This window comes from Alkalihalobacterium sp. TH-98, assembly GCF_057473385.1.
The window spans coordinates 35,360-60,124 of sequence record NZ_JBYCKM010000036.1 but is presented as its reverse complement, the minus strand read 5'-3'; the positions used below and the strand labels follow the sequence as shown (position 1 = coordinate 60,124).

The following is a 24,765-nucleotide window of genomic DNA, read 5'->3' as shown; positions in this document are numbered from 1 at the left end:
TGTGCGTTCATCCGCTATTCCACTTACGGCTAGACCGTAATAGGCTTGAAACTCTCTTACTCGTTGTGCCGTGAAACTTCCATACAGATCACTGATGACGATACCGCCAAATCCTAAGCGGTTTAAATCCTCTTTTAACTTTATTGTATCTCTATGGCGGTTTCCTTCTTGAAGATTACTCGCTAAAACCTCTTCCATCTTTCCCCAAGTTTGATCATCGGCAATTCCGGTTACAGGCAATCTATAATACGATTGAAATTCCCTTACTCGCTGTTCCGTAAAAGAACCATAAGTTCGAGTAACGTGCATTCCACCAAAACCAAGGCGTATCAACTTCTTCTTCAATTCTACGACTCTATCATCTACATCACCTACTTGAAGAGCATTCATTACCTGATCAAGTAATTTGTCTATAACAGCTAATGTTTTCTCATCGGCAATACCATGTGCTTTCAATCCATGATCTAACTGGAGTTTTTTGACACGGTCTTCAGTATAGGAACCATATAAGGTATTTATTATTATTCTGCCATACCCAATTCTATTTAAATCTTCTTTTAATTGTGTTGTGTCATGATGTCTAATTCCTAATTGAAATGGAGATGATAAAATTTCATTTATTTTATCTTGAGTTTTTCTATCTGCAATTCCATTAGGCACCAGTCCATAATATTCTTGAAATTCTTTTACTTTTTGTGCGGTAAATGAACCGTAATTACGATTGATGATCATACCGCCAAACCCTAAACGAGTTAACTTTTCCTTTAAATCTATAACACTATCATCCGAAACACCGACTTGAAGTACATCGTTTCCTTGCACTGAAAGTATCGTTAACTGAGAGTCATCCTGCTCTATTTCCGTTTTTTGGTCAGTCTTTTCATTATCGCTCTCTTTTATATCATGTCTTTCTTCTTGTATATCTGTAATTAATTCCTGCTCTTCTAGATTGTGGATCTCGTCATTTGTAGAGTAGTCCAGATTGTCTTCTTCCATGAGATTATCCTGAGATAAGTCCTCTACTGTTTCACTATTAGACTGTTCATGCTCAACTTCTTCTAACCCACCAAATTGAACATCGGTATTTTCTGTTTTAATTGCTTCAACTTCTAGTGGACTAAAATGGGATAGGAAAAACACTACTATAACTATCCATAACCATTTTCTTACCTTCATTTTAGTTTCACCTCCTTATTGTTTTCTCTTTTTTAAAACCAATATTAATATCGGTTAAAATAATCAACTATTTAATATAATAAGAAAGTTTTTCATTGCAAAATGGATGAGAAATTTCACACTCACTAGTAACAGGTAAGATAACCACTAAAATAGACTGTCTGATATATATAGACAGTCTACTTAGTGATCGTTATTAACAACATTTCTCTATTTATTTGATTAATACAGGTACCTTCTTATGTAGAATATAATCTCATTACTTACTACTCGATTTCCTTAACATATCCATCATTCTTCGTAAGAAAGCAGTCATCTTCCAAGTACGGCTATTTTGAATTGCCGAATACTGTTTTTCTAACTTGTTATACCTTTCTTGTAACTCTTTACTTTTGAGACCTGCTTTTTCATTCAAAAGTAATTGGGTATTTAATTGTAAATTTAGTTCGTCAATTATTTCACTTTGTAATTTGTTCTTTATTACAAAACCAACTTTCACTGGGTTAGCCCAATTGTATTCATTAATATTCACTACTTCAGCATTTTCCGGTCCCCTTAAGCAATAACCTTTAAAGTCTTCGAGGTCCTTCAAATTTACACTTGCAGCAACAATAACAACTTTTCCATTTTCTAAATTTTTAGTGTAACCATTTATGTTTAATTGAATGGCCCACTTTTTTACCCACTTTCTATATCCAACACCTTGGACTTTACCAGACACCATATACTTTTTTGCGTAAAATTCTCCTTTTGGCAAGGTCTTTACTTCAATTTCACTTATTGCATTATTCTCAATCAATTTCTTTATCTTTCGGTAATCAAAGTACAGTTTGTTTGGTTTTGTTGGGTTTACAGTCTCTGGAAAATAAAAATCAATAATTGCTGCTGGGACACTTCTTGAAGCTCCAAATAGTGGGAATAAATGCAACCCTATTTCAGCAGTTGCATTTATTTCAAGCACCGTACACTTATTTTGATTTTCAGGGTCAATAATAATATCGATCCCAGCGTGGTAAAGGTTAGGAATCGCCTTTAATGTATTTACAACAACTTTTTTCACGTCTGAAGATAATTCATCTGTTGCATCTATAGGGTCTCCCCCCATAGAAACATTACTTTTCTGCCTTAAGTAAACTACTTCTCCTTTTTCAGGAACCGTTTCAAGATTGTAGCCTAATTTATTTAAAGACTTCATAACCTCATTATCTACTTTAATCATTTTGCTAAATAAATAAGGATTATCCCTTCTCTCCTCATTCTTGTTAGTTATTAAAGTATTAATTGAGCTTTTGCCGTCCCCAGTTACATTCGCCGGGATTCTAAGAGTAGCACTTATCACTTCATCTTTCACAACGTATACACGATACTCATTTCCAGGTATAAACTTTTCAATAAGATATTCATTATAGTCATATTCTGTTCGTAAACTTTCAATAGCACCATATAACTCTTGTGTATCTCCAATATTTGTATATACACCTTTGCCTAAACTTCCCGTTGTCGGCTTAAGAACTATAGGAAAGCCTAACTCAGCAACATAAGAAGTAACTTCCTCTATAGGAGTATCGACCAAAAACCTTCTCCCCTCAGGAACTGGAATATGTGCTAGTGAGAGAAGTTCTTTCGTTGTTTCCTTATTATTACAAATATCTACAGCTTCATTTGTTACTAGATCTCCTCTTGACCGGTTAAAAAAGTGTCGCTTTTCACCAAGACTTAGGGAGTACGTTTTTCCTAGGGGGTTAAAGCCAACGGTTTTTATATTTGTTACATTCCCAGGGGTATGATACCACTTAAGGGTTAACCCTCGTCTCCAGCCTTCCAATGCTACTAAATAGGCACAAAGGCTAAACCCGCGAACACCAGACATCTCTTTATTTGTTAAGCGATTTATAATGTAGTCTTTTCTTTCAACCAAATCTGACCCTCCTTTTCCATCGACATATTATGAATAACCTTACCTTTAAATTTAATATGCTATGCCAGATCAGGTGATTAAACCGGTTTCCTTATTAAATTTTTTAAATTTCTTATAAAGAACGTCATCTTCCAGGACCTACTGTTTTTTATCTTATGAATTTCTTTACTAAGTCGGTTTTTTTCTTTTTGTATTCTTTTTAGTTCTTTTTCTAAGTTTTTTAATCCTGCTTCTACCGATCGAGTACTTGATGCATTAAAACCTTCACTTATTTCGAAACCTACCTTCACAGGTGCTTTCCAGGCTTCTTCCCTTATATGTTTCACTTCACCAATATCCGGTCTTTTCGTAAATACTTCCTTGAAGTTATTTACTTCTTCTTTACTTGTACCTGAAATGACTACTTCGATTTCGCCACTACCTAAATTATTAATGAAACCATTTAAACTTCTATCTAAAGCTTCTTTTTTAATCCATTCATAATATCTCACACGTTTCACTGCACCAGATACAATGTACTTTTTAGAGTACATTTTCCCTATAGGGGCCGGTGCAACTTGCACCTCTACTGCTGATCGATTTTGTAATGGTTCTAGGACCGTATTAAAATCGAAGTAAACCATAGACTTTTCTTGATCATCCGATTTAGTCTCAGGAAAATAGTAATCAATGATTGCTGACGGGATATCACGTGCCCGCCCCTTAAGCGGGAATAATATTCCGCCGATTTGGGCAGTTGGATTCAATTCAATAACTACCGCTGATTCATTTACAGGTTTATTGTTATCTATAATTATATCTACACCGCCATGAAATAAACCTGGTATAGCTTTGACCGCATTTATTGCAATCTGTTTAATTTCATTTGGTAACTGATCTGTTACATCGATTGGATCTCCACCTGCTGAAACATTTGTCTTTTCATGCAGTAAAATCTTTTCTCCTTTTTTCGGGATACTGTCGAGTGTGTAACCTGCTGATCGAATAAAATCTATTGTGACTTCATCAATTTCAATTAGGCAACTAAATAAACGGGCGTTCTTTCTTCTCTGTTGATTTTTCATATCAATCAGTTGTGCTATATTATGGACACCATCCCCTGTTACATTGGCAGGTAACCTGTTATACGCAGCAATGACTTCATCCTCAATGACATACACTCGATACTCTTCTCCTGGAAAAAATCGCTCGACAATAACTTCACCGTAACCAAGCTCTTGACGTACATAGATCAGTGCTTTGCGAAGGGATTGTTCATCTTTAATGTTTGTAATAACTCCATTACCGAGACTACCGTTTGTCGGCTTAAGGACTACTGGATATCTTAACGTGTTTGTATACCTAACTATTTCCTCATCAGGGGTATCTGCTTCGAATTTGTCTCCCTCTGGTACAGGAACTCCAGCCCTAGAAAGCCAAAGTTTCGTTTCATCTTTATCGGCTCCAATTTCTACAGCTTCACTTGTGACTTTATCTCCTCTCGTTCTAAAGAAGTAATGGGTTCTTTCGTTTGAACTGAGAGAAAACAACCGTCCTGGTGGGTTTACTCCAAATGTAATCATATTATCAAATTTTCCTGAGTCAATTGTATACCATTTTAAAGTAAGACCTCTTCTCCATCCTTCTAAGGCTACCGCATATGCACATAATTTTGTTTTACGCGCACTTGTAACCATTTCATTTGTAAGATGAGGTAAAGTAATGATTTCAGTATTTTCCAAATTAATCACCTTTTCAGAGAACGTACTATATATTTAAATAAGTCTGCTAACTTACGAAATGGCATTGTTATTTGCCAAGAAAAGCTTTTTGAATACTTTCTGTGCTCACGTTCTATAACTTTGAACTCTTTTAGTAAGTCGTCCATCTCTTTTTTCATTAGCCTTAGTTGTTCGACTTGAGTTTTTAGATCTGCTTTTACGTCAAAACCAACCTTGACCGCACCACTCCAAGGCTCCTCTTTGATAGCTTCTACAGTCGATCTTTCGGGATCTTCTAGTAACGCTTGTCTGAATTTATCCAGATTTTGTATATTAGTACCAGCAACAATGACTTCGATGTCACCTGTCTCTAGAATACTGACATAGCCACTTAAGTTAAGCTCAAATGCACGCTTCCTCAATCCCCGATGGTAATCGACACCTTGTACATCTCCAGAGACCAAATACCTCTTAGTAAAAATTTCTCCGACTGGTGCTGCCGATACTGTTGTAACTGTTGATGCCTTAGAGCGTAAAGGCTCTATTACATCTAGAAAATCAAAGTAAATTTTAGACCTATCTGTGATAACCTCTGCTGTTTCAGGGAAATAATAATCAATAATTGCTGATGGTACATCACGAGCCTGTCCCTTCATAGGAAATAATAGGGATCCTATTTGAGCTGTTGGGTTAAGTTCAAGGATTACCGCTCCGTTTTCTATACCTCGATCTTTCTCAACCATTAAATCTACAGCACCATGGAACAAGCCTGGAACTGCCGATATTGCACGAACAGCAGTTTCTTTAACCATTGATGGCATTTTATCCAATACATCAATTGGGTCCCCACCTATTGAAATATTACTTTTATCCGTTAAAAATACCTGTTCACCTTTTTCAGGTATACTTTCTAATGTAAGGCCCTTAGAATTAACGAAGTCTACTAATTCCTGATCTATTTTTATTAAACAACTTATCAGACGAGGATTTAGTTCTCGTTCTTTATTCTTTTCATCTATTAATTCTTGGATTGAGCTTATTCCGTCACCAGTGACATTCGCTGGTACTCTATGGACCGCGGCAACTACACGATTGTCTACCACATAAACTCGATATTCCTCTCCTATTATATAACGCTCTAAAATAACATCTGGATACTTCATAAATGAGCGTACATGAACAAGGGCTTCTCTTAGCCTTTCTTCATTTTGAATATTAGTAATAACCCCACGTCCAAAACTTCCATCTGTCGGTTTCAAAACAACTGGGAAGCCAATCGTAGAAGCATATTTAACTATTTCTTCATTTTCTGTATCTTTATCAAACCTTTTACCTTCTGGAACCGATATTCCAGCCTTTAGAAGATAGTGTTTGGTTTTCTCTTTATCTGAACCAATCTCTACAGCTTCGTTCGTCACAATATCTCCTCTAGTTCTAAAGAAATAATGTGTGCGATCATTTGAGCTTAAGGAAAATAACTTCCCAGGCTTGTCTACAAACCACGTTTTCATGTCCGTGAAACGTTCTGAATCTTTCGTATGCCACCTAAGTGTTAATCCTCTTCTCCATCCTTCTAGGGCAATTGCATATGCATCTAATTCTGGACCTCTTGCATCTTCTACTACCATTGGTGTGAGATGAGGGAGCCATTCTCTGTTATCTTGCACCATCGTGCTTCCTCCTAAAAACGATCAAATGTGAATTCTATTGTCTATATCAATTCGCGGTTAAATTTTTATATCTATTGAATTGTTTACCTTTTAGTAAGTCCTCAATTAGTCGAGCCTCTGCTTCTAAGTAATAGTCACCAAGCCATTGGTCGGTAAGCTTATCAAATTCATCATAATTACCGGGTTTCGGTGTAAATTCACCAAATATAAGCTCCTGACTGGATTTTAAAAAGTCAATACGAATAAATGGTACTGGAATTTCAGAGCTTATTGAAGCAGCTAAATTTATTTGGTCTTGCGTAACACCTTCTCCAATAAATAAATCTTCTTCATACTTGCCAGTACTTATTCTCTCACCCTTTGCCGTCCACCAGCAATAGCTTATATATGGAAATCGGGTAATTTCCAAAATTAAAGCTACTTTTCCATAAAAGCAATAGAATTTTACATCTTTTGCGGGAGTTCGCTCTCTTTCATTTCCTAAAACTAACTCCTCTACCATCCAATTATCGGCACTTACCCAACCGAGCTCTAAATCCATTTTCATATGTTCTTTAAGTGCATCCCATGTGTTTAACTTTTCTGATCGTTTAACATCGTGAATTTCACTTTCATTTAAGACAAGGTAAACTCCTCTAGAACCTGCTCCCTCATAAGGTTTAATGACAATTCCACTATCTTTAGGGAGGTTCATCCATTGGTATTTATCTTTTTTTATCCAAGGTCTTCTGATGTTGAATTGATCAACAAAGTGGTACCCGGTTAGTTTATTATCTAGAATATTCTCTGGCGTATTTTCTCTCAGTTGTCTCACTCTTGCACGCATACTTAGCGCTGCACTAAAAGAAGAAGCTACCTTTAAAGACAGCTTACTTTCCTTTTCTGCTTCCCTAACTAAAAATTCCGGTACTCCTTCGGTTTGAAACCCTTTTAAGACTTGCCCGAATATAATTCCCTTATTATCTGGCTTTTCTTTATTGTATAGACGCGCAGTTTTAGTTAAGGCTTCAGCATAATAGGCTGCAGCCACAGTCTTTTTACACACTAAAGAATCAATGTATTCTATAATTTCTCCATTTTCTTTCGCTTTCTTTGCCTTAATATGAAGCTCTTGACTAACTTTTTCCGTGATTTTCTTAGTTATTAAGTTAGACGGATCTTTAAGACTATTTAACTCTCGGTTTATTTTTTGAAGTTCTTGTTTTAATTCCCAATTGGAACGTTGGACGTCTTCATGATCTTTTTTTAGCTTTTCATACTCTTTAATGGAAAATAATGACTTGACCTTAGTTTTCGCTCTTTCAGTGAAACTTATTACTTTACGTAGGGGGAAACTATATTTCCAAGCCAAGCTCTGCTTTATTTTTTTTATTTCTTTTTGATCGCGTTTTTCATTGCGCTCTATTTGTTGTAGTTTTTCTTCCTTAGTTAATACCTCTGAAAGGAGTGTATTTCCCCTCTCTTTTTCCTTCTCTAATTCCTTATCAATAGAAAGTGCATGAGATGATTGATTTGACTTTTCACATATGCTTTTTTTCTCCAAGCCTTGTTGGTCTTTTCTTTCATCGTTTGCCATATCATCACCTCTTATTAATCTAAATGAAAAGAGTGCTTATCTAAAAAGCATTCCTCCAACCTTGAAGCATGTTTTGTATATCCAAATTGGTTCTCTACAGAATCTTTGGCAATTTTCACCTGTTGTTCATATTTTTGTCGATCAGACATTAGTTCTTTAATCTTTGGCACAACTTCATTTGGATTAGCATAGATCGCTGCATCGCCAAATAACGGCTGGTAGTTTGGTGGAATAATTACTGGTACCCCGACAGCCATCGCTTCAAATATTACACGCCCAAACGCCTCTACCCACTTCGAATGTGTGTAATACACAAACACATCTAGCTGCGTTAGAAAGTCTTTCGGATGTAATTCACCAAATTCATAGACCCGCCAGTTACTCGGTAATTCTCCCAACACTTTCTTAGGTGCTTTTGCTCCACCTAATACGTGGATCTCATATTCTTCATTATTTGGGTAAATCATTAACAATTCATTTTTATCTTCAGGCCACTTGACATATTGGTCTCGGGAGTGGCGCCCGACACGAATCGCATTGTCATTTTGAGGGACAGTTGCTCTCTCCCACTCTTTTACATCAATTATATTTACCCAATCTTCGTCCATTAAGCTAATCGTTTTTAACTCTTCTGCATGATGCTCATACAAGGTTTCTCTAATTGCCGGCCCAATCGGAAACCATTTCCCTTGTTTACCAAAATACTGTTTTAAGTGTTTTGAACACTGGTGGATATTATATAAGGTAGTCCCTTTTTCACTATACTCTCTTTTGGGTGGCTGGTTAATAATAACGCGTACATGCTTTGCTTCAACATCCGGGATGTATTTTTGCCAGTCTTGTAAAACCGGCGGATGCCTTACAATTAATACATCACAACTTATCATTTCACCATAAACAAGCATTTCTACTTGATTAGCATCAACCAATTCTCGTATTTTTGGGTTAATTTCTTTAACCGATCTAAGGTCATAGCGCGACATTTGAATGAGCCCTGTACGAAGTCCCAACCTTTTCTGTGCTTTAATTTCTTCAACATTTGACATATTCGTCCCGCCAAGTAAACGAAATTCTGAAGCTATTACGACGTCAAAGTGTCTACGTCCCTTTGTTTTCTCTTCCCGTTTTGGCCGCATCGGTTCAGGTACAGGATATGGGCGTTGTACCTGGGGGTATGGATAATAAAGATCTTGTCCACTCTTATGATGTTGCTCATACACTTCTGTGTATTCCTTCCTTGCACCCATAAAGAAGCCATGGTAACCGAATACTTCATTACCAGTAAGTGAGTTTTCAGATTGCCTTTGAAATGAATAAGGCCCTGTTTTCAAATCAATTACTGCGTCTTTTCCAAAAATAATTTTGAGTCTTTTTTTAAATTCACCATCAGCCCCAAATCTTACACTATCCCAAAAACCTAGTTTTTCCATTACAAGTTTACGACGAAACATTAAAGAAGACATATTGGCAAAAATGTATTCTCCAGGTTTTCCTCGTCGGTAAAACTTGAGGCCTTCCGTGGCTCGTGCTTGCTCACTTGTATTTGCAACAATTGATTCATTTTCAATTAAATGTGTTACTTGATGCTCTATTTTTTGCGGGTGGGACCAATCGTCCGCATCATTAATTGTTACATAGTCACCCGTAGCCACTTTTAAGGCTTCGTTTCTTGCTACGTATGCTCCACTATTTCTTCTATTGCATACCAGTTTAACTCTATCGTCTTTCTCCATGTATTCTTGTACAACACCTACCGTACCATCTGTGCTACAGTCATCGGCTACAATGACTTCAAGGTTTGTCCAAGTCTGTTCAAGGATAGAGTCTAACGAAGTTGTTATACTCTTTTCAGCATTGTATGCTGGGATTATGATTGTCACTTTAGGACCTTTTTTTTGTTCGCTTTTATTAGTGTCATTTATTTTAACAGTTAAACGGTCATAAAAAGTTCCGGCTTTTGTTTCGTTCTCTTGTAACTGCTTTATATTTTTTATACCTAAACCTTTGTTAATCCATTTCAAGCGATCTATGTAAGATAACTCAAGGTTTGCTAATGCAAAGTATAGATCTATATGTTCTTCCATTTTTAGCGCCTGATTAATGACTTTTTTAGCCTCGTCAATTTCTCCTAATATATCATAGCTTTCTGCTTTTATGATTGCTATTTTCCTTAAAAACTCCTTAGAGCTTTCCCCTTTAGCAACAATCTTTAACAGCTCGAGGCACTTTTTTGCATAGTTTTCTTGATATTGATTGGCGTTCCATAATGCTAACTCCCAGGCAGAAAATTGCCGTATATACCGATTATCAGACTTGGCACATAGATTTTCTAATTCTTCTAGCGCCTTTTGAGTAAACCCAAGTTCATACAAACTATACTTAACTTTCTTTATCCTTTGATGTGCCTTTTTCTTTTGATGTGATCTATTTAATACATCTCTAACTGATCTTTTACCCGATAGAACTTTTACAATGAGTTTACCTTGGCGTTTTATATTAACTACTATACTCATTAACTTCCATACTTGGCTTTCTTTTAACAATCTGTATTCTGCTTCTATTTTCTCACGTTCTTGCTTCGTTGTTACGTTCTTTTCTTTTGCCTGTTCCACTTTTCGGTCGAGTTCTTTCAATTTAGTTGCCAGGTTACTGTTTCGATTTTGGACCTCTAAAAGTTGGTCCTCTTTACTGTGTGTTTTCTTCATGCATGCATTCCTCCAGCCTAGAGGCATGTTTTGTGTAACCAAAATGATTTTCTACATAAGCTTGAGCACTCTTTACTTGTCGCTCATATTCATCTTGATCGCTCATAAGCTGTTCAATCTTAGCTTGGACAGCTTGAGGCTCGGCATAGATCGCTGCATCCCCAAATAACGGTTCATAGCTTGGTGGTATAATGACCGGTACTCCTACTGCCATCGCTTCAAATATTACTCTTCCAAATGCCTCTACCCATTTAGGGTGAGTGTAGTATACAAATACATCAAGTTGCGCAAGAAAATCTTTTGGATGAAGTTCCCCAAATTCAAAAACAGTCCAGTTTGACGGAAGGTCTCCTAAAACTTTCTTTGGTGCTTTGGCTCCGCCTAAAACATAGATCTCGTATTCTTTTGCAGTTGGGTAGATCGTCAGTAGTTCCCCTTTATCCTCAGGCCATTTTACATATTGATCTCTTGAATGCCGTCCTATTCGAATTTTTTCTCTATGGCTTTCTCGTTTTGCTCTTTTCCATTCTTGTACATTTATTATATTCACCCAATCTTCATCAGCTAATGAAACTGAGTTCAATTCATCTGAGTGATGCTCGTGTAAAGTCTTTCTTATAGATGGTCCAATTGGATACCATTTCCCTGATTGACCAAAATACTCTATTAGGTGCTTTACACAACGCTCCATTTGATATAAAGTTGTTCCTTCTTTACTATAATCACGTTTTGGCGGTTGGTTTACAATTACACGAACATGCTTTGCTGCGACATCTGGAATATACTTCTGCCAGTCTTGCAAAATTGGAGGATGTCTGACAATTAAAACGTCACAACTCACTTTTTCTCCGTAAACTAATAGTGCTACTTGATTACCGTCGATTAACTCTCGAACTCTCGGGTTTACCTCAGTCACGGAGTTTAAATCGTAACGTGACATTTGAATGAGGCCTGTCCGTAAACCAAGGTTTTTCTGTGCTTTTATTTCCTCAACATTAGACATATTAGTGCCGCCTAGCAAACGAAACTCAGAGGCAATAATGACATCAAAGTGTCGGCGTCCCTCTACTTTCGGTTCCCTATAAGGCCACATTGGTTCAGGAACAGGAAACGGTCTATCTATTTGCGGAAACGGATAGTTCAGATTCTCACTCTTTTTATGGAAACTTTCATGTGCTTCAGCATACTCTTTTCTTGCCCCCATAAAGTAGCCCGGAAATCCAAAGGCTGAATTTCCCGTTAGCGAATTTTCCGATTGACGTTGGAATGATAAGGGAGCTGTTGCTACCTCAGTAATTGTTTTCTCCCCAAAAATCAGCTTAATTCGCTTGACAAATTCAGAGTCTCCAGCAAAGCGTACACTGTCCCAATATCCTATTTTCTCAAACACTTCTTTCCGACGGAACATAAATGAAGACATGTTTGCAAAAACATAGATCCCTGGTTTGCCTCTACGGTAGAATTTTAGGTCTTCGGTAACACGAGCTTGCTGCGAGAAATTACCGATTATATTAGGGTTTTCCTCTAGGTGTTCAACTTGAGCCTTTATCTTTTCCGGATGTGACCAGTCATCTGCATCATTAATCGTTACATAGTCACCCGTGGCTGCCTTTAGCGCAACATTTCTTGCTACATAGGCACCCCCATTCTTTTCCGTTGTTAATAAGTGAACACGTTGGTCTCTTTCTACGTATTGTTGAATAACTGCCTTCGTTTCATCAGAACTACAATCATCTACAACTAGTATTTCTAAATTGCTCCATGTTTGGTTTAACATCGATTCAATCGCAGTACCAATCGTAGTCTCAGAATTATATGCTGGAATAATAACTGAAACTTTTTTAGCAAAGGTAATGTTAGATTTTATCATGTTCTCAGTATCCACCGTTATTCGATCATAGGCCGACTGATTTTCTTTATCCTCTATGACAATTCCAGGCACTCCATATAGATACATACCTTTATTGATCCAGTTCACCTTTTCATCCAATTCATCAGCTAGACTCGCTGCAGCAAGATATAGGTCGATATGTCCTTGTATTTTCAATTGTTCTACTATCAGATCTTTAGCTTGGATTTTATCACCTAAGATTTGATAACTTTCAGCTTTTAGAATTGCTGCTCTGCGCAGGGCGTCTAAATCTTTCTCATCTTTTATAGCTGCTTCTATAAATTTCAGACAATTCTTAGCTCCATCTCTATTATACTGGTTCGCATGCCAGACAGCTAATTCCCAAGCTGCAAGTCGTTTTAAAAACAGATCATCATTTTGGTTAAAAAACTTTATCAATTCAGCCTTGCCTTTTTCTATGAAACCTAAGTTATATAATCGATATTTTACTTGTTCAATCTTTCTAAGTTGAGTGCGTTTTTTTCCAGGGTTTATAAGTTTTTTTAATTTCTCTTTTTGACTTTGAGTCAACAGGTTAGCAATTTTCTCTTTATGTTTTGTTTTTAAAAAACGGTAAAGAAACCAGTCCGTTCCCTCAATAACGCTTTTTTTAACTAATCGAAGCATAATTCACACCGCCGCCTTATCTAAGATACTCAGATTACTTCCTAAGGGGCCCTTTCCTTTGTTCAACGTGTTCTTGATAACGTTTTACTGCTTCGTCAGGTTCCCCATCGAAAGCCACTTGCCCCTTCTCCAACCAAATAGCACGAGTACATAATTGTCTTACTAAACTCATACTATGTGTTACGATTATAACAGCCTTCGCTTGTTCCATCATCTCTTGAATTTTCTCACTAGCTTTTTGTTTAAATGCCATATCCCCTGTTGATAACGCTTCATCAATAATAAAGATATCTGGTTGCAAGGTTGCAGCAATACTAAAGCCGAGTCTTGCTTTCATTCCACTGGAATATTGCTTTACCGGTTTTTCTATCGATGTTTCTAACTCCGAAAAAGTAACAATGTTTTGGTAATCCTTCTTCACTTTCTCCATTGGAATACCTAACAACATACCATTTAAAAAGATATTATCCTTACCAGATAATTGTTCATTGAACCCGGTCCCATACCCAAGAAGTGCGGTTGTTTTTCCATTTAGCTCCAAGCTTCCTTTTTCTGTATGTAAAATTCCTGTTAGTAATTTAGTTAATGTACTTTTGCCCGCTCCATTATGTCCAATAATTCCTACAACTTCTCCTTCTTTAATTTCAAAATTTATATTTTGAAGTGCCCAGAAATCTTTTCCTTTCAATTGGTAGGTCACAGCAACATCCTCAGCTTTTACAACGACATTATTTCTTATAATTGTATCTGTTTTTTCTAATTCTAATTTTCTTTTCCTTGATTTTTTAGGGGGCATCGTCTCTTTATACTTTTCAATGATTTGTTTAGGATCACTTATTTCTCGAATTTTTCCTTTTTCTAACCAAACCAACCGATCACAATTTCTTCGTGCAAAATTAAGGCTATGAGTCACAAGGATGACCATTTTGGCTTTCTTTACAAGTTCCTGCATTCTTTTGGCAGCCTTTTTACTAAATTCGCGGTCTCCTGTATTCAAGGCTTCGTCTAATATTAGAATTTCAGGCTCTAAGTGCGATGCAACACTAAATCCTAATCTAGCCTTCATACCACTTGAATAATATTTCATTGGTTGATCAAAAAAATCTCCTAACCCTGAAAAGTCATGGATTTCCTGAAGGTATTGGGTGATCTTTGCCTTTTCTACACCTAACATCATCCCATTTAGGTAAACATTTTCTCTTCCTGTTAATTCCTTTTGAAACCCCATCCCTAATGAGAATAAAGCTGTTACATTTCCGTCAACCTTTAGAGAACCTTCATCTGCTTGTAAGATTCCTGTAATTAGTTTACAAAGTGTAGTCTTACCTGCACCGTTTGATCCAATAATACCTAAGATTTCTCCTTTATATCCTTCAAAAGTTATATCCCTTAGCGGCCAAACCTTTTTATCTTCATCTTGATTTTTTCTAAACAGTCCCAAGGCTTTAGACTTATAATCATCTCTCTTTGGACCACTTCTATACGAAACCCCGATACTTTCCATTTCAATTATAGGCTCTTTTGTAATCTCTCCACTGTTCAACTTTACTTTTATCATAATTTATACCTCTACAATGCTTTAATAATTTTATGTTCATTCCGACTGTAGTAATATAATAGAGCAACACTGGCAAAAAACGAGATAATCCCTATTACAAGTAGACCCACGATATTTGGAACCTTCTGGTACATTAAGATATCACGGTAAGAATTGATCAGTACCGCAATAGGGTTTATTTCTACAATCCATCTATATTCTGGAGGTAAACGACTGCCTTCCCAGATAATTGGTGAGGCATAAAAAAGTAATCGAGTGAAGTGGGTCAACACGTAATCAATATCTCTAATGAAGACGGTAATATACGCTAAAAATAAACTTACAGCAATGAGAAATAAAAGCTGGACGAAAATTATCAGCGGTAAATATACAATATACCAACCTGGAACTATCCCATAAAACACTAAAAATAACGCAACAACGAGAAGGCCGAACGCAAAGTTAAAAAGCTGTGTGAATGTAAAAGAAAATGGAAAAATTGACTTCGGTAAGTATACTTGATTAATGATCGATGAATACTTCGTAATCGATCTTGCCGATGTATTTACTGTTGTGTTAATCCATCGCCAGGCAATTAAACCAATTACAAGGAAAACGGCGTAATTCTCTCCACCTCTCCCTAATATAATAGAGACCAAGAAGTAATAGACAGCTACATTTAATAATGGATCCAAAAGCCACCAGAAATAACCTAAATAGCTGTTACGATGTTCCGCCTTTAATCCAGATTTAACAAGATAAAACAATAAATCTTTTCGTTTAATAAGTTCGGATAAATAACTTTGCATAAATAAAAACAACACCACCTAGATGTTCTAATAACCTCAACTAGTCTACATTTATTAATACAATATAGTCTGCACAGTTTTCTATAATTTTTACCCTCTATATACCTACGTACACATATATTCACAATTTTTTATGTAAAGTTCATGATACATTATAATATTAAAAACCCCATATATCTAGGTACTAGGTATATGAAGGTGCTTTTTGGATTAAAAATGAAAATAGGAAAGACCACTAGCTTTAACTGGTGGTCTTTTAGAAATTAATCGGATTTATAATTTTTACCTATATGAAGTCTTAACTCGAACTGCACGTTTTACGATATCAAGAAACCCTCTAATAGGTGATGTGAGTTTCCACGAACGACTATTTTCAATCATGACATATTTTCTTTCTAAACGCTGACACTCATTAATAAGCTTTTGCTTTTCTCTTTTTACCTTTTCTATTTCTCTCTTAACCTTTTTGTATTTAATAGAATATCTTGCTGCCTTTTCTAGCTCTGTCTGTCCTAGGTTTATGCTTTTTTCCATAACTTTTAGTTGTTCGTCTTTTTTTCTAATTTCAGCGTTCTTTTTACTTATTAGCTTTTCTTTTCGTTTTACTGCCTTTTTTTGCTTTTGTAGTTCTTTTTCTAACTTAACTTTTAAAGCTGCTCCTTCACTTATCTCAAAGCCAACTTTAACTGGTTGCTCCCAGTTCATTTCAACAACATTAGTAACTTCTGCTCTATCCTGTTCTTCGGAAAAAACACTTTTAAACTCTTCTACAACTTCCTGATTCACTCCAGCAATAACCACTTCAAGGTTACCGTTTGCTAGCGTTTTAGCATGACCATTTAATTTAGATTCAAAGACTCTTTTTCTTAACCACATGTGATATGTCAAGCCTTTAAAGTTACCTTCTAACTCATATCTTTTAGCAAGCAATTCTCCTCTTGGAGCCGGTGTTACCTTAACTTCTAGCGCAGCACGACTATTTAACGGTTGTAAAACTTTTTTCATATCAAAATATAGACTTGTTTTCTCAATACCTACTGTTTCAGGGAAATAGTAATCTATTAACGCTTTTGGGATATCTCGTGCACTGCCTTGTACTGGATATAAGCTTCCCCCAATTTGAGCAGTAGGATTTAGCTCGATTACAACTCCTGTCATTTGTCCAGTTGGTTTAACCTGTACAATTATATCAACCCCGCCATGGAGTAGCCCTGGAATTGCATCTACCGCATGTATTGCAATATCTTTAATCTCTTTTGGTAACTCGTCAGTATAATCTACTGGATCTCCCCCTGATGACACGTTACTTTTTTCTAATAAGAAAACTTTTTCGCCCATTGGAGGAATACTATTTAAATCATACCCTAATTTACTAATATAATTATCGATTTCTTGATTTTTCTCAATAAGACAACTTGTTAGCCTAGGGTTAGCTTTTCTTTCTTCATTTTTTCTATCAATTAACTCTTCAATTGTATGTTCACCATCTCCAACAATGTTTGCTGGAATACGATTATAAGCAGCTATCACCTTGCCGCCTACAACATAAACTCTATATTCTTGTCCAGGCACGAACTGCTCTATAATTACATCAGAATAACCGAGATCTTGGCGTACATAAATCAATGATCTCTCTAGCTCTTCTACTGTATTAATGTTTGTAATTACTCCATCACCTAAACTACCATTTGTCGGCTTAAGTACTAAAGGGAAACCTATCGTTTCAGCAGAAGCTAGTATTTGGTTGTCACTGTCCTCACCAGTATACTTCTTACCATGAGGGACCGGCACTCCAGCTCTTTCTAACCAAATTTTCGTATCATCCTTATCCGCACAGATTTCGACAGCTGCGTTCGCTACTTTGTCCCCGCGAGTTCTAAAGAAATAATGCGTTTTATCAGCAGAACTTAAAGAGAAAAGACGTCCCGGTGGATTTACACCAAATACGATAAAGTCTTTAAATTCCTTTGCTTCTTTTGTATACCATTTTAGCTCAAGACCTCTTCTCCAGCCTTCAAGTGCAACAGCATATGAACATAACTTTGTTTTATCTATACCTGCTACTACATCATTTGATAAATGGTCTAAACAATTAGAGCCCGCGGATTGACTGTCTGAACATTCAACTGTATTTCCTTTTTCTAACATTAACGTACCCATACTTACAACCCCTAAACTAAAAAATTTTAACGCTGAGTTTTATGGTAATAAATTCTATTATTTCATTCGTATTACGAAGTATAGTTCTAAAGTAGAGTATAGTTACTATCTCTATATATGTCTATCATTTATGAGCATATTCTATCAAAAAAATACATTTTAAGACATAGTGAAAGCAAAACTTTAGTAATATTTTTTTACACTAAAACAGATATTTTTGATATTTTTACATAATATTGTTGGAGTGATACTACTTCTTAAACATATACTTCATTACTTTATAGTAGATATAATGGGAAAAGTACCAAACACTTTTTAAAAGATTCAATTTCTCTATTTTTCGATAAACGAACCAATTTTGTTTTGCCATCTTAATTTTATTGCTAGAAACAGAGTTCTCTACTACTCGATACTGAGCTAATACCTCTTTTAACCCGAAGGCAGGAAAACCTCTTTTGCTAAGCTCTAACCATAAAACATAGTCTTGTCTTGTGCGGATGTTAACCATCTCAATTATTCCAATTTTCTCTTTGTCTAACATTACAGTTAAACAGCCAATTGTATTGTTTTTTAGAAGTTGTTCATACGTTACTTTTTCTTGAACATCATAAACTAACCCTGTTTCTATACCACTTTCATCTATAACTTTATATTTGGTAAAGGAGAAAGCAACCTGCTTTTCGTTCATGAATTGCAATTGTCTTTCTAATTTTTCCGGCAACCATTGGTCATCGCTGTCTAAGAATGCTAGATAGCGACCTTTGGCATGCTTGATAGCTGTGTTACGAGCAACAGCCGGTCCACTATTCTCATTAAGTCGAATCAATTTGACTCTCTCATCTAGTTCTTTATACCTTGTTACTATTTCTATTGTACGATCTTTAGAACAATCATCAACAATCAAAATTTCCCAGTTTGTGTATGTTTGGGATAATACAGACTGAATAGTTGCTTCAATAAACTTCTCAGAGTTATAAGCCGGTGTAATGATTGATACTAGGGGTACGTTGTTTTCATTATTCAAAATGATCACCATTAATTTAGATTTGAGTATGCATTACATCTCCAATGGATATTTCTGTTTTTTACTACCTTTTTCTCTATAAAAAAGCAAAAGTTTTTCCTTTTCTCTAACCCAGTTTAATTGCTCTAGCACTGCCTGCCTACCATTTTGACCCATTCTTATCGCTTGTTCTGGATTTTCTTGTAAATATACAACTGCTTGCCTAATTTCTGCTTCGTTCGTAGGGTCGACCGCAATCCCGCAGGCATGCTGATCGACAAACGCTTTCCACACCGGAAAGTTAGAACAGATAATCGGAAGCCCGAAGCTCATGTATTCAAAGAACTTTGTCAGCTCTTTCTTATAGTAATGCTCGTCTGGTGGAAACAGCGCAATTCCTGCTAACCATTTGGTGGAGGCATATGCTTGGTCAATCTCCGTTTTCGGAACGTAGCTGTCAACTCCTTGAATGTGTAACTGGTCCTTACGTGGGCCCGCTTGCTCGTACATTTTATCAGCTAATGCTTTTGGGCATTTTCCGTAAAAGTGGACGGATGTGCCTTCGGCGATTTGCGGGATTCTCGCTTGAATGAGCGCCCCACGCTCCACCGATACATTACCTGTGTATATCAATTTATTTTCTGCAGGTTGCTCGTTTACCTCGTGATGGATGACTTTTTCATTTAAGAGCGGGTAGTTTAAAATACACGTCCCACTCGGGTTCTTTTCTTTATAGTATTTTTCCGCGAGTATGAGCTCGAGGTTTTTCGAAAAGAATTTCTCCATGAAGCGGTACGTTTTCGCTACGAATTTTCGTAGGGGCCTTGCGATATATTCTTTTTGCATAATGCTTGTTTCGTAATCTTCGTGAATGTCGTAGATGACGACATTGTGTTTATTTTTTAACAGCCACGCCACTGGCAGGAGCTCTGGGTCATGGATCTGGTAATAGTCTGCATTTAGCTTTCGTGCTTGTTTATAGGCTTGTACCGAAGACAGCAGCATTCGCAGCCACTTATTTTTGTGCTTTTTGATCGGGACGACCTGTATGTTGCTGTCTTGGATGACCTGATCGCCTTCGGGTGCAATTAAGGTCACATCGTAGCCTGCTTGCTGCAGCGATTGGCATTGTTTATAGTAAATCCGCGGATCGAGCGGATGATGTACAGTCGTAATATGCACAACTTTTTTCGTCGTAGGCATTGATTTACACTTCCTTATAGGGGTCTGCGAATCGCCTGTCCCCTTCTGTTTCTTCTTTTAGGGCTTTTGAGGGCTTTGACCTTTCTTCTTCTAGATGAGGGCTTCTGGCACCACCTGTTTTATTAAGTGAAAGCTTGTACCCATCTGTTCTTTTGATGTGAGTGTTTCTGCCCCAGATACTTGTAACCTTTCAATAAAGGACAAGACCTCTATAGAGCGTTATTTTTTTAATGTATCAAGAAACACGGCTTCGTATTGCTTCACAATTTGTTTCGCATCGAAGTGACTAGCTCTCATGCGGCCTTTCGAGATGATGTCTGCACGGTCCTCTTTATTGAATTGGAGGATGCGCAGCATGTTTATCGCTAAGTCATCTACGTCACCGACCGGACACAACGCCCCGTATACACCACCATCTAATACTTCTGCAGGGCCTGATTTACAGTCAGTCGAGACGACGGGAGTCCCTGTAGCTAACGCTTCAGCAATGACGTGGCTGAACCCTTCATGGATGGACGTTAAGACAAATAAATCTGCTTTACTAAAATAGATATACGGGTTACTTTGAAAACCGATAAAGTGAATGCGATCTTCAATCTTGAGCTGTGCAGCCTGCTGCAGAAGTTCGTCCTTTAGCGGCCCTTCACCGAGGATGACTAGACGGCTGCTTTCTTGTTCGTTAACTTTCGCAAAGGCGTTTAAGAGCGTGCGTTGGTCTTTTTGCGGGACTAAGCGCCCTGCAGTAATAATAATTTTATCTGTCGTATTAAAGATCTCTTGATGATCTGGATGGATAGTGCCTTTGTTGATTTGCTCGTTAATGTTTTCAACATCTACAGGGTTATAAATGACTCTAATATCTTGCGGCTTAATTTTATATCGCTTCACTAGATTTTCTTTAACCCCTTCGGATAAAGAGACGATCTGACTTGAGCGTTTATATACCATCCCAAATGCAAGCAGCTGAAGATTTTCACGGAAGCTCCCGCCTAAATTATCTGCCTCTCGAATGACGTTTTTCGCTTTTGAACGTGACAATGCGTTAGCTAATATCGCAATCGTATTCACTCTTGGAATCGTACTAAATACGATGTCGATTTCTTCAGTTTTAATGATATTCGCTAGATCCCCAATCGAGCGACTGAGTCTAGTTGTTTCTAATTTTATAAACTTAACGTCTTCTTTTAATTCCTTTTCATAGGAACCGTTCATATTTAAAGTTACTAGCATCGGGGCGAACTTGTTTCGGTCCAGATTATTAATAATATTGAGCAGCGTACGTGCTGCACCGCCTCCGCCCATTTGATAGATGAAAAATAATACCTTTATCTTACCCACTTTATGACCGACCTTTCTCGCCAAACTAGTTTGTTGACGATTCAATTGTGGCTGAAATTGTCTATTTCCAACAAATAATTATAGCATATCTCTATAAAAATCGTGGTTTATTCACACAGTTTTCCATATTATTATGATGTATTACCAGTATGATCGTTTGGGTGTAGTGGTAAACGGATGGAGAGAGATTTCGGTGGAGAGGTGCGTGGTAAAAACATAAAAAAAAATGGTGCCAGGCACCTTCAATACGGTAAAGGGTTGAAGGTGCCTGGCACCGCGATTGCGGTGCTGGGCGCTGTCACTATTTTGTGTCGAGTTTTTTTGTGATCTTTTCTAATAATAATTGGAGTTGTTTCTTTTTAGGGTTCTCTTCTAATTTGATTAATTCAATCGTTTTGTCATTGATCTTTTTTTGCAGCTCTTCTTGTAGCTCGAAGATGTAGCCGACATTATCTTGTAAGCGGTTAGAGGCTACTTCTAAGCAGACTTCGTCGACGATCTCTTTCTTTGTTTTTAGCTCTTCTAAGGCGGCATTCGTTGCTTCTAGTAATTTATTGACTTGCTTTAATTCATATTCAATATCTGCTTTCCATCGATCTAAAGACATCTGGAATTCTCCTTTTTTCGATCACTACGAGTTGTTTTAAATTCTAACTTATATCCGATTATGTGGAGAGATTGTTTTATTCATAACCATTCGGGTTGTTCACTTGCCATCTCCATGCGTCTTCACACATTTCTTTAATTCCTTTTGTGGCTGTCCAGCCTAGTTCTGTTTTTGCCTTTGTCGTGTCTGCATAGCAAGAAGCAATGTCTCCAGAGCGTCGCTCAACAATTTGATACGGAACCTCGCGTTGAGATGCTTTTTCAAAAGCTTTAATCATTTCTAAAACACTATAACCATTTCCTGTCCCGAGGTTATAGGTGTTTAATCCGGTAGTTTTCATTACTTCTTCTAGCGCTTTTAAATGGCCTTTTGCAAGGTCAACGACGTGGATATAATCTCTAACACCTGTGCCGTCCTTCGTCGCATAATCGTCACCGAACACTTGTAATTGATCTAGTTTCCCTATGGCGACCTGGGTAATAAAAGGCATTAAATTGTTGGGAATACCATTTGGATCCTCACCAATCCGACCACTGCGGTGGGCACCGACTGGATTAAAGTAGCGTAATAGGGAAATACTCCAGCTTGGATCGGAAGCGTAAAGGTCGCGCAGGATTTCCTCAATCATTAGCTTCGTGCGACCATAAGGGTTCGTTGCACTCAGTGGGAAGTCCTCTGAAATTGGGACACGATCCGGCTGGCCATATACTGTTGCAGACGAACTAAAAACCAGCTTCTTCACCCCGTATTTCCCCATTAGTTCACAGAGGGCCAGCGTTCCAGAAATATTATTATGATAGTACTGAAGTGGCTTTTCTGTTGACTCGCCAACGGCTTTTAATCCCGCAAAATGGATGACGGCTTCTATTTTATGTTTAACAAATACCTGTTCAAGGGCTTCACGTTCTAGTAGGTCGATTTTATAGAAGGGAATTGGTTTTTTTGTGATTTCTTCAACTCGGTCTAGCGCCTCCTTTTTACTATTAGAGAGATTGTCGACCGCAATTACGTCATACCCTGCTTCAAGCAGTTCTATACACATGTGGCTTCCTATATATCCTGCTGCCCCTGTTACGAGGATCATTGCCATCACTCCCATGAATGGATTTGCCTTTTCTTTTTATATAAGGGTAATGCACTATTTATCATTCTGATGTGTGCGGTTCGTTATCACATTGGTAGTAAATATTGGATTTTCGATTTAGGTTTTTATGTAAAAATTCTTTTCTTATCGTATCATAAAGGCTCTATTTTCGAAATGGACAAGCACCTTTGCAAAATGAAAAACTGCATCCTTCCATGACGAGATGGAGGATGCAGTTTATGTTGTTTGGTTTAGTTACATACTTTTACGATTTTTAATGAAGGCGTTTCGCTCCTAGGTATCGTTGGCTCCAGTAGCTGTTGCTCATGCTTGTCACAGTTACACCAGTTGATGATCCACTATGAATAAACTGATTGTTGCCTATGTAAATTCCATTATGCGACGGACCGTTTGTGTACGTTTGGAAGAAAACGAGATCTCCTACACTCGGCTTGTCGACCGACCTTCCAGCCGCCCACTGTTGCGCAGCTGTACGGGGGATAGATACCCCTTGATTTCTAAATACATATTGAATGAATCCACTACAGTCAAAGCCTCTTGGCGTAGTTCCGCCCCACAAATACGGTGTCCCTACTAAGTCAGCTGCTTCGGCAATTAAGTTAATTACATTAAAAGCTTGCTGTGCAGGTTGTGCGTTTGTTGTGTTTGACTTTAGTTGTGTTTGGTTTTGAGTCGTTTGCGTTCCCCCACTTGCAGCAGCTTCGATTGCACGAAGAGTTTGCGGACCAACGATCCCATCAACCGTAATCTGTTGACTTCTTTGGAAAGAGCGCACCGCTGAATGCGTAACACTGCCAAAATAACCTGTTACCCTATGATCAAAGTGGCCTAGCTGTTTTAACGCCTCTTGTAATTGAGTAACCACCGTTCCACTTGCACCTATGCGTAACACTTGTGTATTAGTAGTTACTGCAGTTCCAGACGTCGGCGCTGCATTCGTTGTCGGAGTTGGCGCAGGCTGTGTTGGCGTTGGTGTTGACTGAGCTGGTGCTGATGCTTGAGATGCAGTCGTTCTGCCAAGAATATGAGAAATCGTTTGAGGACCGACAATCCCATCAACAGTTAGGCCGTTTTTCCTCTGATAGTCTTGTACCGCATTTTGCGTCACTCTTCCAAAATAACCCGTTACTTGGTGATTAAAATGCCCTGCTTCTTTTAAGCGTTCTTGAAGCTCGGTTACAGCTTGTCCTTGTGACCCTGCACGAAGAAGACCTGTTGTTTGAGCAAGTGCACCACTTGTTGTTGATGTTGATGATGAAGCGATTTGAGTATTAGTTGCCTGTCTATTTTGTGAACTTGAACTTAGAAGTAAGTTTAAAGTGGCTGTATTCGCAACTCCAGTCATTTGGATGCCGTGCGTTCTCTGAAATTGCCTTACTGCTTCCTCTGTAATTGTTCCGTAGTATCCCGTTGAAGTATGAAAGGTAAAAAAGCCTTTAGCTCTTAATACCTCTTGTAGTTCTTTGACATCAGGGTGACTCATCCCCTTTTTTAACTGCTGGTCACCGAGTGCCGCATCTACCATTAATGGTGCAGTTAACACAATTCCTGTAGCAAACGTTGAAGATATTACCGCTTTTTTCACAACCGACTTTGTACTCATTATTCTTCCTCCTAAGTGCATTATAGTAGTTTAATAGATTCAAGGAACCATTAATATTGTCTTATATGTATTTTTATCGTCTATTTTATGGGTTTCTTTTATTATAAAGTGAAAATTATGGTAGTAGGTTACAGAAA

Annotated in this window: 16 protein-coding genes; all 16 read right to left on the bottom strand. The window is 37.5% G+C overall.

Annotated elements, in window-relative coordinates; genetic code table 11:
• Positions 1 to 1,176 (bottom strand): peptidoglycan-binding domain-containing protein (locus AC2VNP_RS13315; RefSeq protein WP_486917789.1); only part of this gene is annotated, 1,176 nt, incomplete at its 3' end.
• A gap of 259 nt (positions 1,177 to 1,435) precedes the next feature.
• On the bottom strand, positions 1,436 to 3,094 hold the full coding sequence (locus tag AC2VNP_RS13310; RefSeq protein ID WP_486917788.1) for an acylphosphatase: 1,659 nt from the start codon (positions 3,092 to 3,094) through the stop codon (positions 1,436 to 1,438).
• A 77-nt stretch (positions 3,095 to 3,171) separates the two neighbouring features.
• Positions 3,172 to 4,815 (bottom strand): acylphosphatase, encoded by a 1,644-nt coding sequence (locus AC2VNP_RS13305; protein ID WP_486917787.1) that lies wholly within the window; start codon positions 4,813 to 4,815, stop codon positions 3,172 to 3,174.
• Between the two features lie 5 nt (positions 4,816 to 4,820).
• Positions 4,821 to 6,464, bottom strand: coding sequence for an acylphosphatase (locus tag AC2VNP_RS13300; RefSeq protein WP_486917786.1), 1,644 nt, complete (start codon positions 6,462 to 6,464; stop codon positions 4,821 to 4,823).
• Between the two features lie 46 nt (positions 6,465 to 6,510).
• Positions 6,511 to 8,040, bottom strand: coding sequence for an ATP-grasp fold amidoligase family protein (locus AC2VNP_RS13295; RefSeq protein ID WP_486917785.1), 1,530 nt, complete (start codon positions 8,038 to 8,040; stop codon positions 6,511 to 6,513).
• A 14-nt stretch (positions 8,041 to 8,054) separates the two neighbouring features.
• A complete protein-coding gene (locus AC2VNP_RS13290; protein WP_486917784.1) occupies positions 8,055 to 10,745 on the bottom strand; it encodes a glycosyltransferase in 2,691 nt (896 codons plus the stop codon).
• Positions 10,726 to 13,263, bottom strand: coding sequence for a glycosyltransferase (locus AC2VNP_RS13285; RefSeq protein WP_486917783.1), 2,538 nt, complete (start codon positions 13,261 to 13,263; stop codon positions 10,726 to 10,728). Before AC2VNP_RS13285 ends, AC2VNP_RS13290 begins: the two co-directional genes overlap by 20 nt.
• A 34-nt stretch (positions 13,264 to 13,297) precedes the next feature.
• Positions 13,298 to 14,821: an ABC transporter ATP-binding protein gene (locus AC2VNP_RS13280; protein ID WP_486917782.1), complete on the bottom strand. Its 1,524-nt coding sequence runs from the start codon at positions 14,819 to 14,821 to the stop codon at positions 13,298 to 13,300.
• Positions 14,822 to 14,832: 11 nt separating this feature from the next.
• Entirely contained in the window at positions 14,833 to 15,609 is a 777-nt protein-coding gene (locus tag AC2VNP_RS13275; protein WP_486917781.1) for an ABC transporter permease, read from the bottom strand.
• A 282-nt stretch (positions 15,610 to 15,891) separates the two neighbouring features.
• Positions 15,892 to 17,769, bottom strand: coding sequence for an ATP-grasp domain-containing protein (locus AC2VNP_RS13270; protein ID WP_486917780.1), 1,878 nt, complete (start codon positions 17,767 to 17,769; stop codon positions 15,892 to 15,894).
• Positions 17,770 to 18,019: 250 nt separating this feature from the next.
• On the bottom strand, positions 18,020 to 18,805 hold the full coding sequence (locus AC2VNP_RS13265; protein ID WP_486917779.1) for a glycosyltransferase family 2 protein: 786 nt from the start codon (positions 18,803 to 18,805) through the stop codon (positions 18,020 to 18,022).
• A 21-nt stretch (positions 18,806 to 18,826) separates the two neighbouring features.
• Entirely contained in the window at positions 18,827 to 19,975 is a 1,149-nt protein-coding gene (locus tag AC2VNP_RS13260; RefSeq protein WP_486917778.1) for a glycosyltransferase, read from the bottom strand.
• A 219-nt stretch (positions 19,976 to 20,194) separates the two neighbouring features.
• Complete coding sequence (locus AC2VNP_RS13255) at positions 20,195 to 21,313, bottom strand: glycosyltransferase (protein WP_486917791.1); 1,119 nt, start codon at positions 21,311 to 21,313, stop codon at positions 20,195 to 20,197.
• Between the two features lie 301 nt (positions 21,314 to 21,614).
• Entirely contained in the window at positions 21,615 to 21,920 is a 306-nt protein-coding gene (locus AC2VNP_RS13250) for a hypothetical protein (RefSeq protein WP_486917777.1), read from the bottom strand.
• Between the two features lie 76 nt (positions 21,921 to 21,996).
• Entirely contained in the window at positions 21,997 to 23,004 is a 1,008-nt protein-coding gene (galE, locus tag AC2VNP_RS13245) for a UDP-glucose 4-epimerase GalE (RefSeq protein ID WP_486917776.1), read from the bottom strand.
• A gap of 274 nt (positions 23,005 to 23,278) precedes the next feature.
• Positions 23,279 to 24,628: a C40 family peptidase gene (locus tag AC2VNP_RS13240; protein ID WP_486917775.1), complete on the bottom strand. Its 1,350-nt coding sequence runs from the start codon at positions 24,626 to 24,628 to the stop codon at positions 23,279 to 23,281.
• Positions 24,629 to 24,765: the final 137 nt, after the last annotated feature.

What these genes read in the sequence shown, in the direction of transcription:
- AC2VNP_RS13300 (WP_486917786.1), bottom strand. Translation starts at nt 6,464, where the DNA reads ATGGTGCAAGATAACAGAGAATGGCTCCCTCATCTCACACCAATGGTA.
- AC2VNP_RS13295 (WP_486917785.1), bottom strand. Translation starts at nt 8,040, where the DNA reads ATGGCAAACGATGAAAGAAAAGACCAACAAGGCTTGGAGAAAAAAAGC.
- AC2VNP_RS13290 (WP_486917784.1), bottom strand. Translation starts at nt 10,745, where the DNA reads ATGAAGAAAACACACAGTAAAGAGGACCAACTTTTAGAGGTCCAAAAT.
- AC2VNP_RS13285 (WP_486917783.1), bottom strand. Translation starts at nt 13,263, where the DNA reads ATGCTTCGATTAGTTAAAAAAAGCGTTATTGAGGGAACGGACTGGTTT.
- AC2VNP_RS13280 (WP_486917782.1), bottom strand. Translation starts at nt 14,821, where the DNA reads ATGATAAAAGTAAAGTTGAACAGTGGAGAGATTACAAAAGAGCCTATA.
- AC2VNP_RS13275 (WP_486917781.1), bottom strand. Translation starts at nt 15,609, where the DNA reads ATGCAAAGTTATTTATCCGAACTTATTAAACGAAAAGATTTATTGTTT.
- AC2VNP_RS13270 (WP_486917780.1), bottom strand. Translation starts at nt 17,769, where the DNA reads ATGGGTACGTTAATGTTAGAAAAAGGAAATACAGTTGAATGTTCAGAC.
- AC2VNP_RS13265 (WP_486917779.1), bottom strand. Translation starts at nt 18,805, where the DNA reads ATGGTGATCATTTTGAATAATGAAAACAACGTACCCCTAGTATCAATC.
- AC2VNP_RS13260 (WP_486917778.1), bottom strand. Translation starts at nt 19,975, where the DNA reads ATGCCTACGACGAAAAAAGTTGTGCATATTACGACTGTACATCATCCG.
- AC2VNP_RS13250 (WP_486917777.1), bottom strand. Translation starts at nt 21,920, where the DNA reads ATGTCTTTAGATCGATGGAAAGCAGATATTGAATATGAATTAAAGCAA.
- galE (WP_486917776.1), bottom strand. Translation starts at nt 23,004, where the DNA reads ATGATCCTCGTAACAGGGGCAGCAGGATATATAGGAAGCCACATGTGT.
- AC2VNP_RS13240 (WP_486917775.1), bottom strand. Translation starts at nt 24,628, where the DNA reads ATGAGTACAAAGTCGGTTGTGAAAAAAGCGGTAATATCTTCAACGTTT.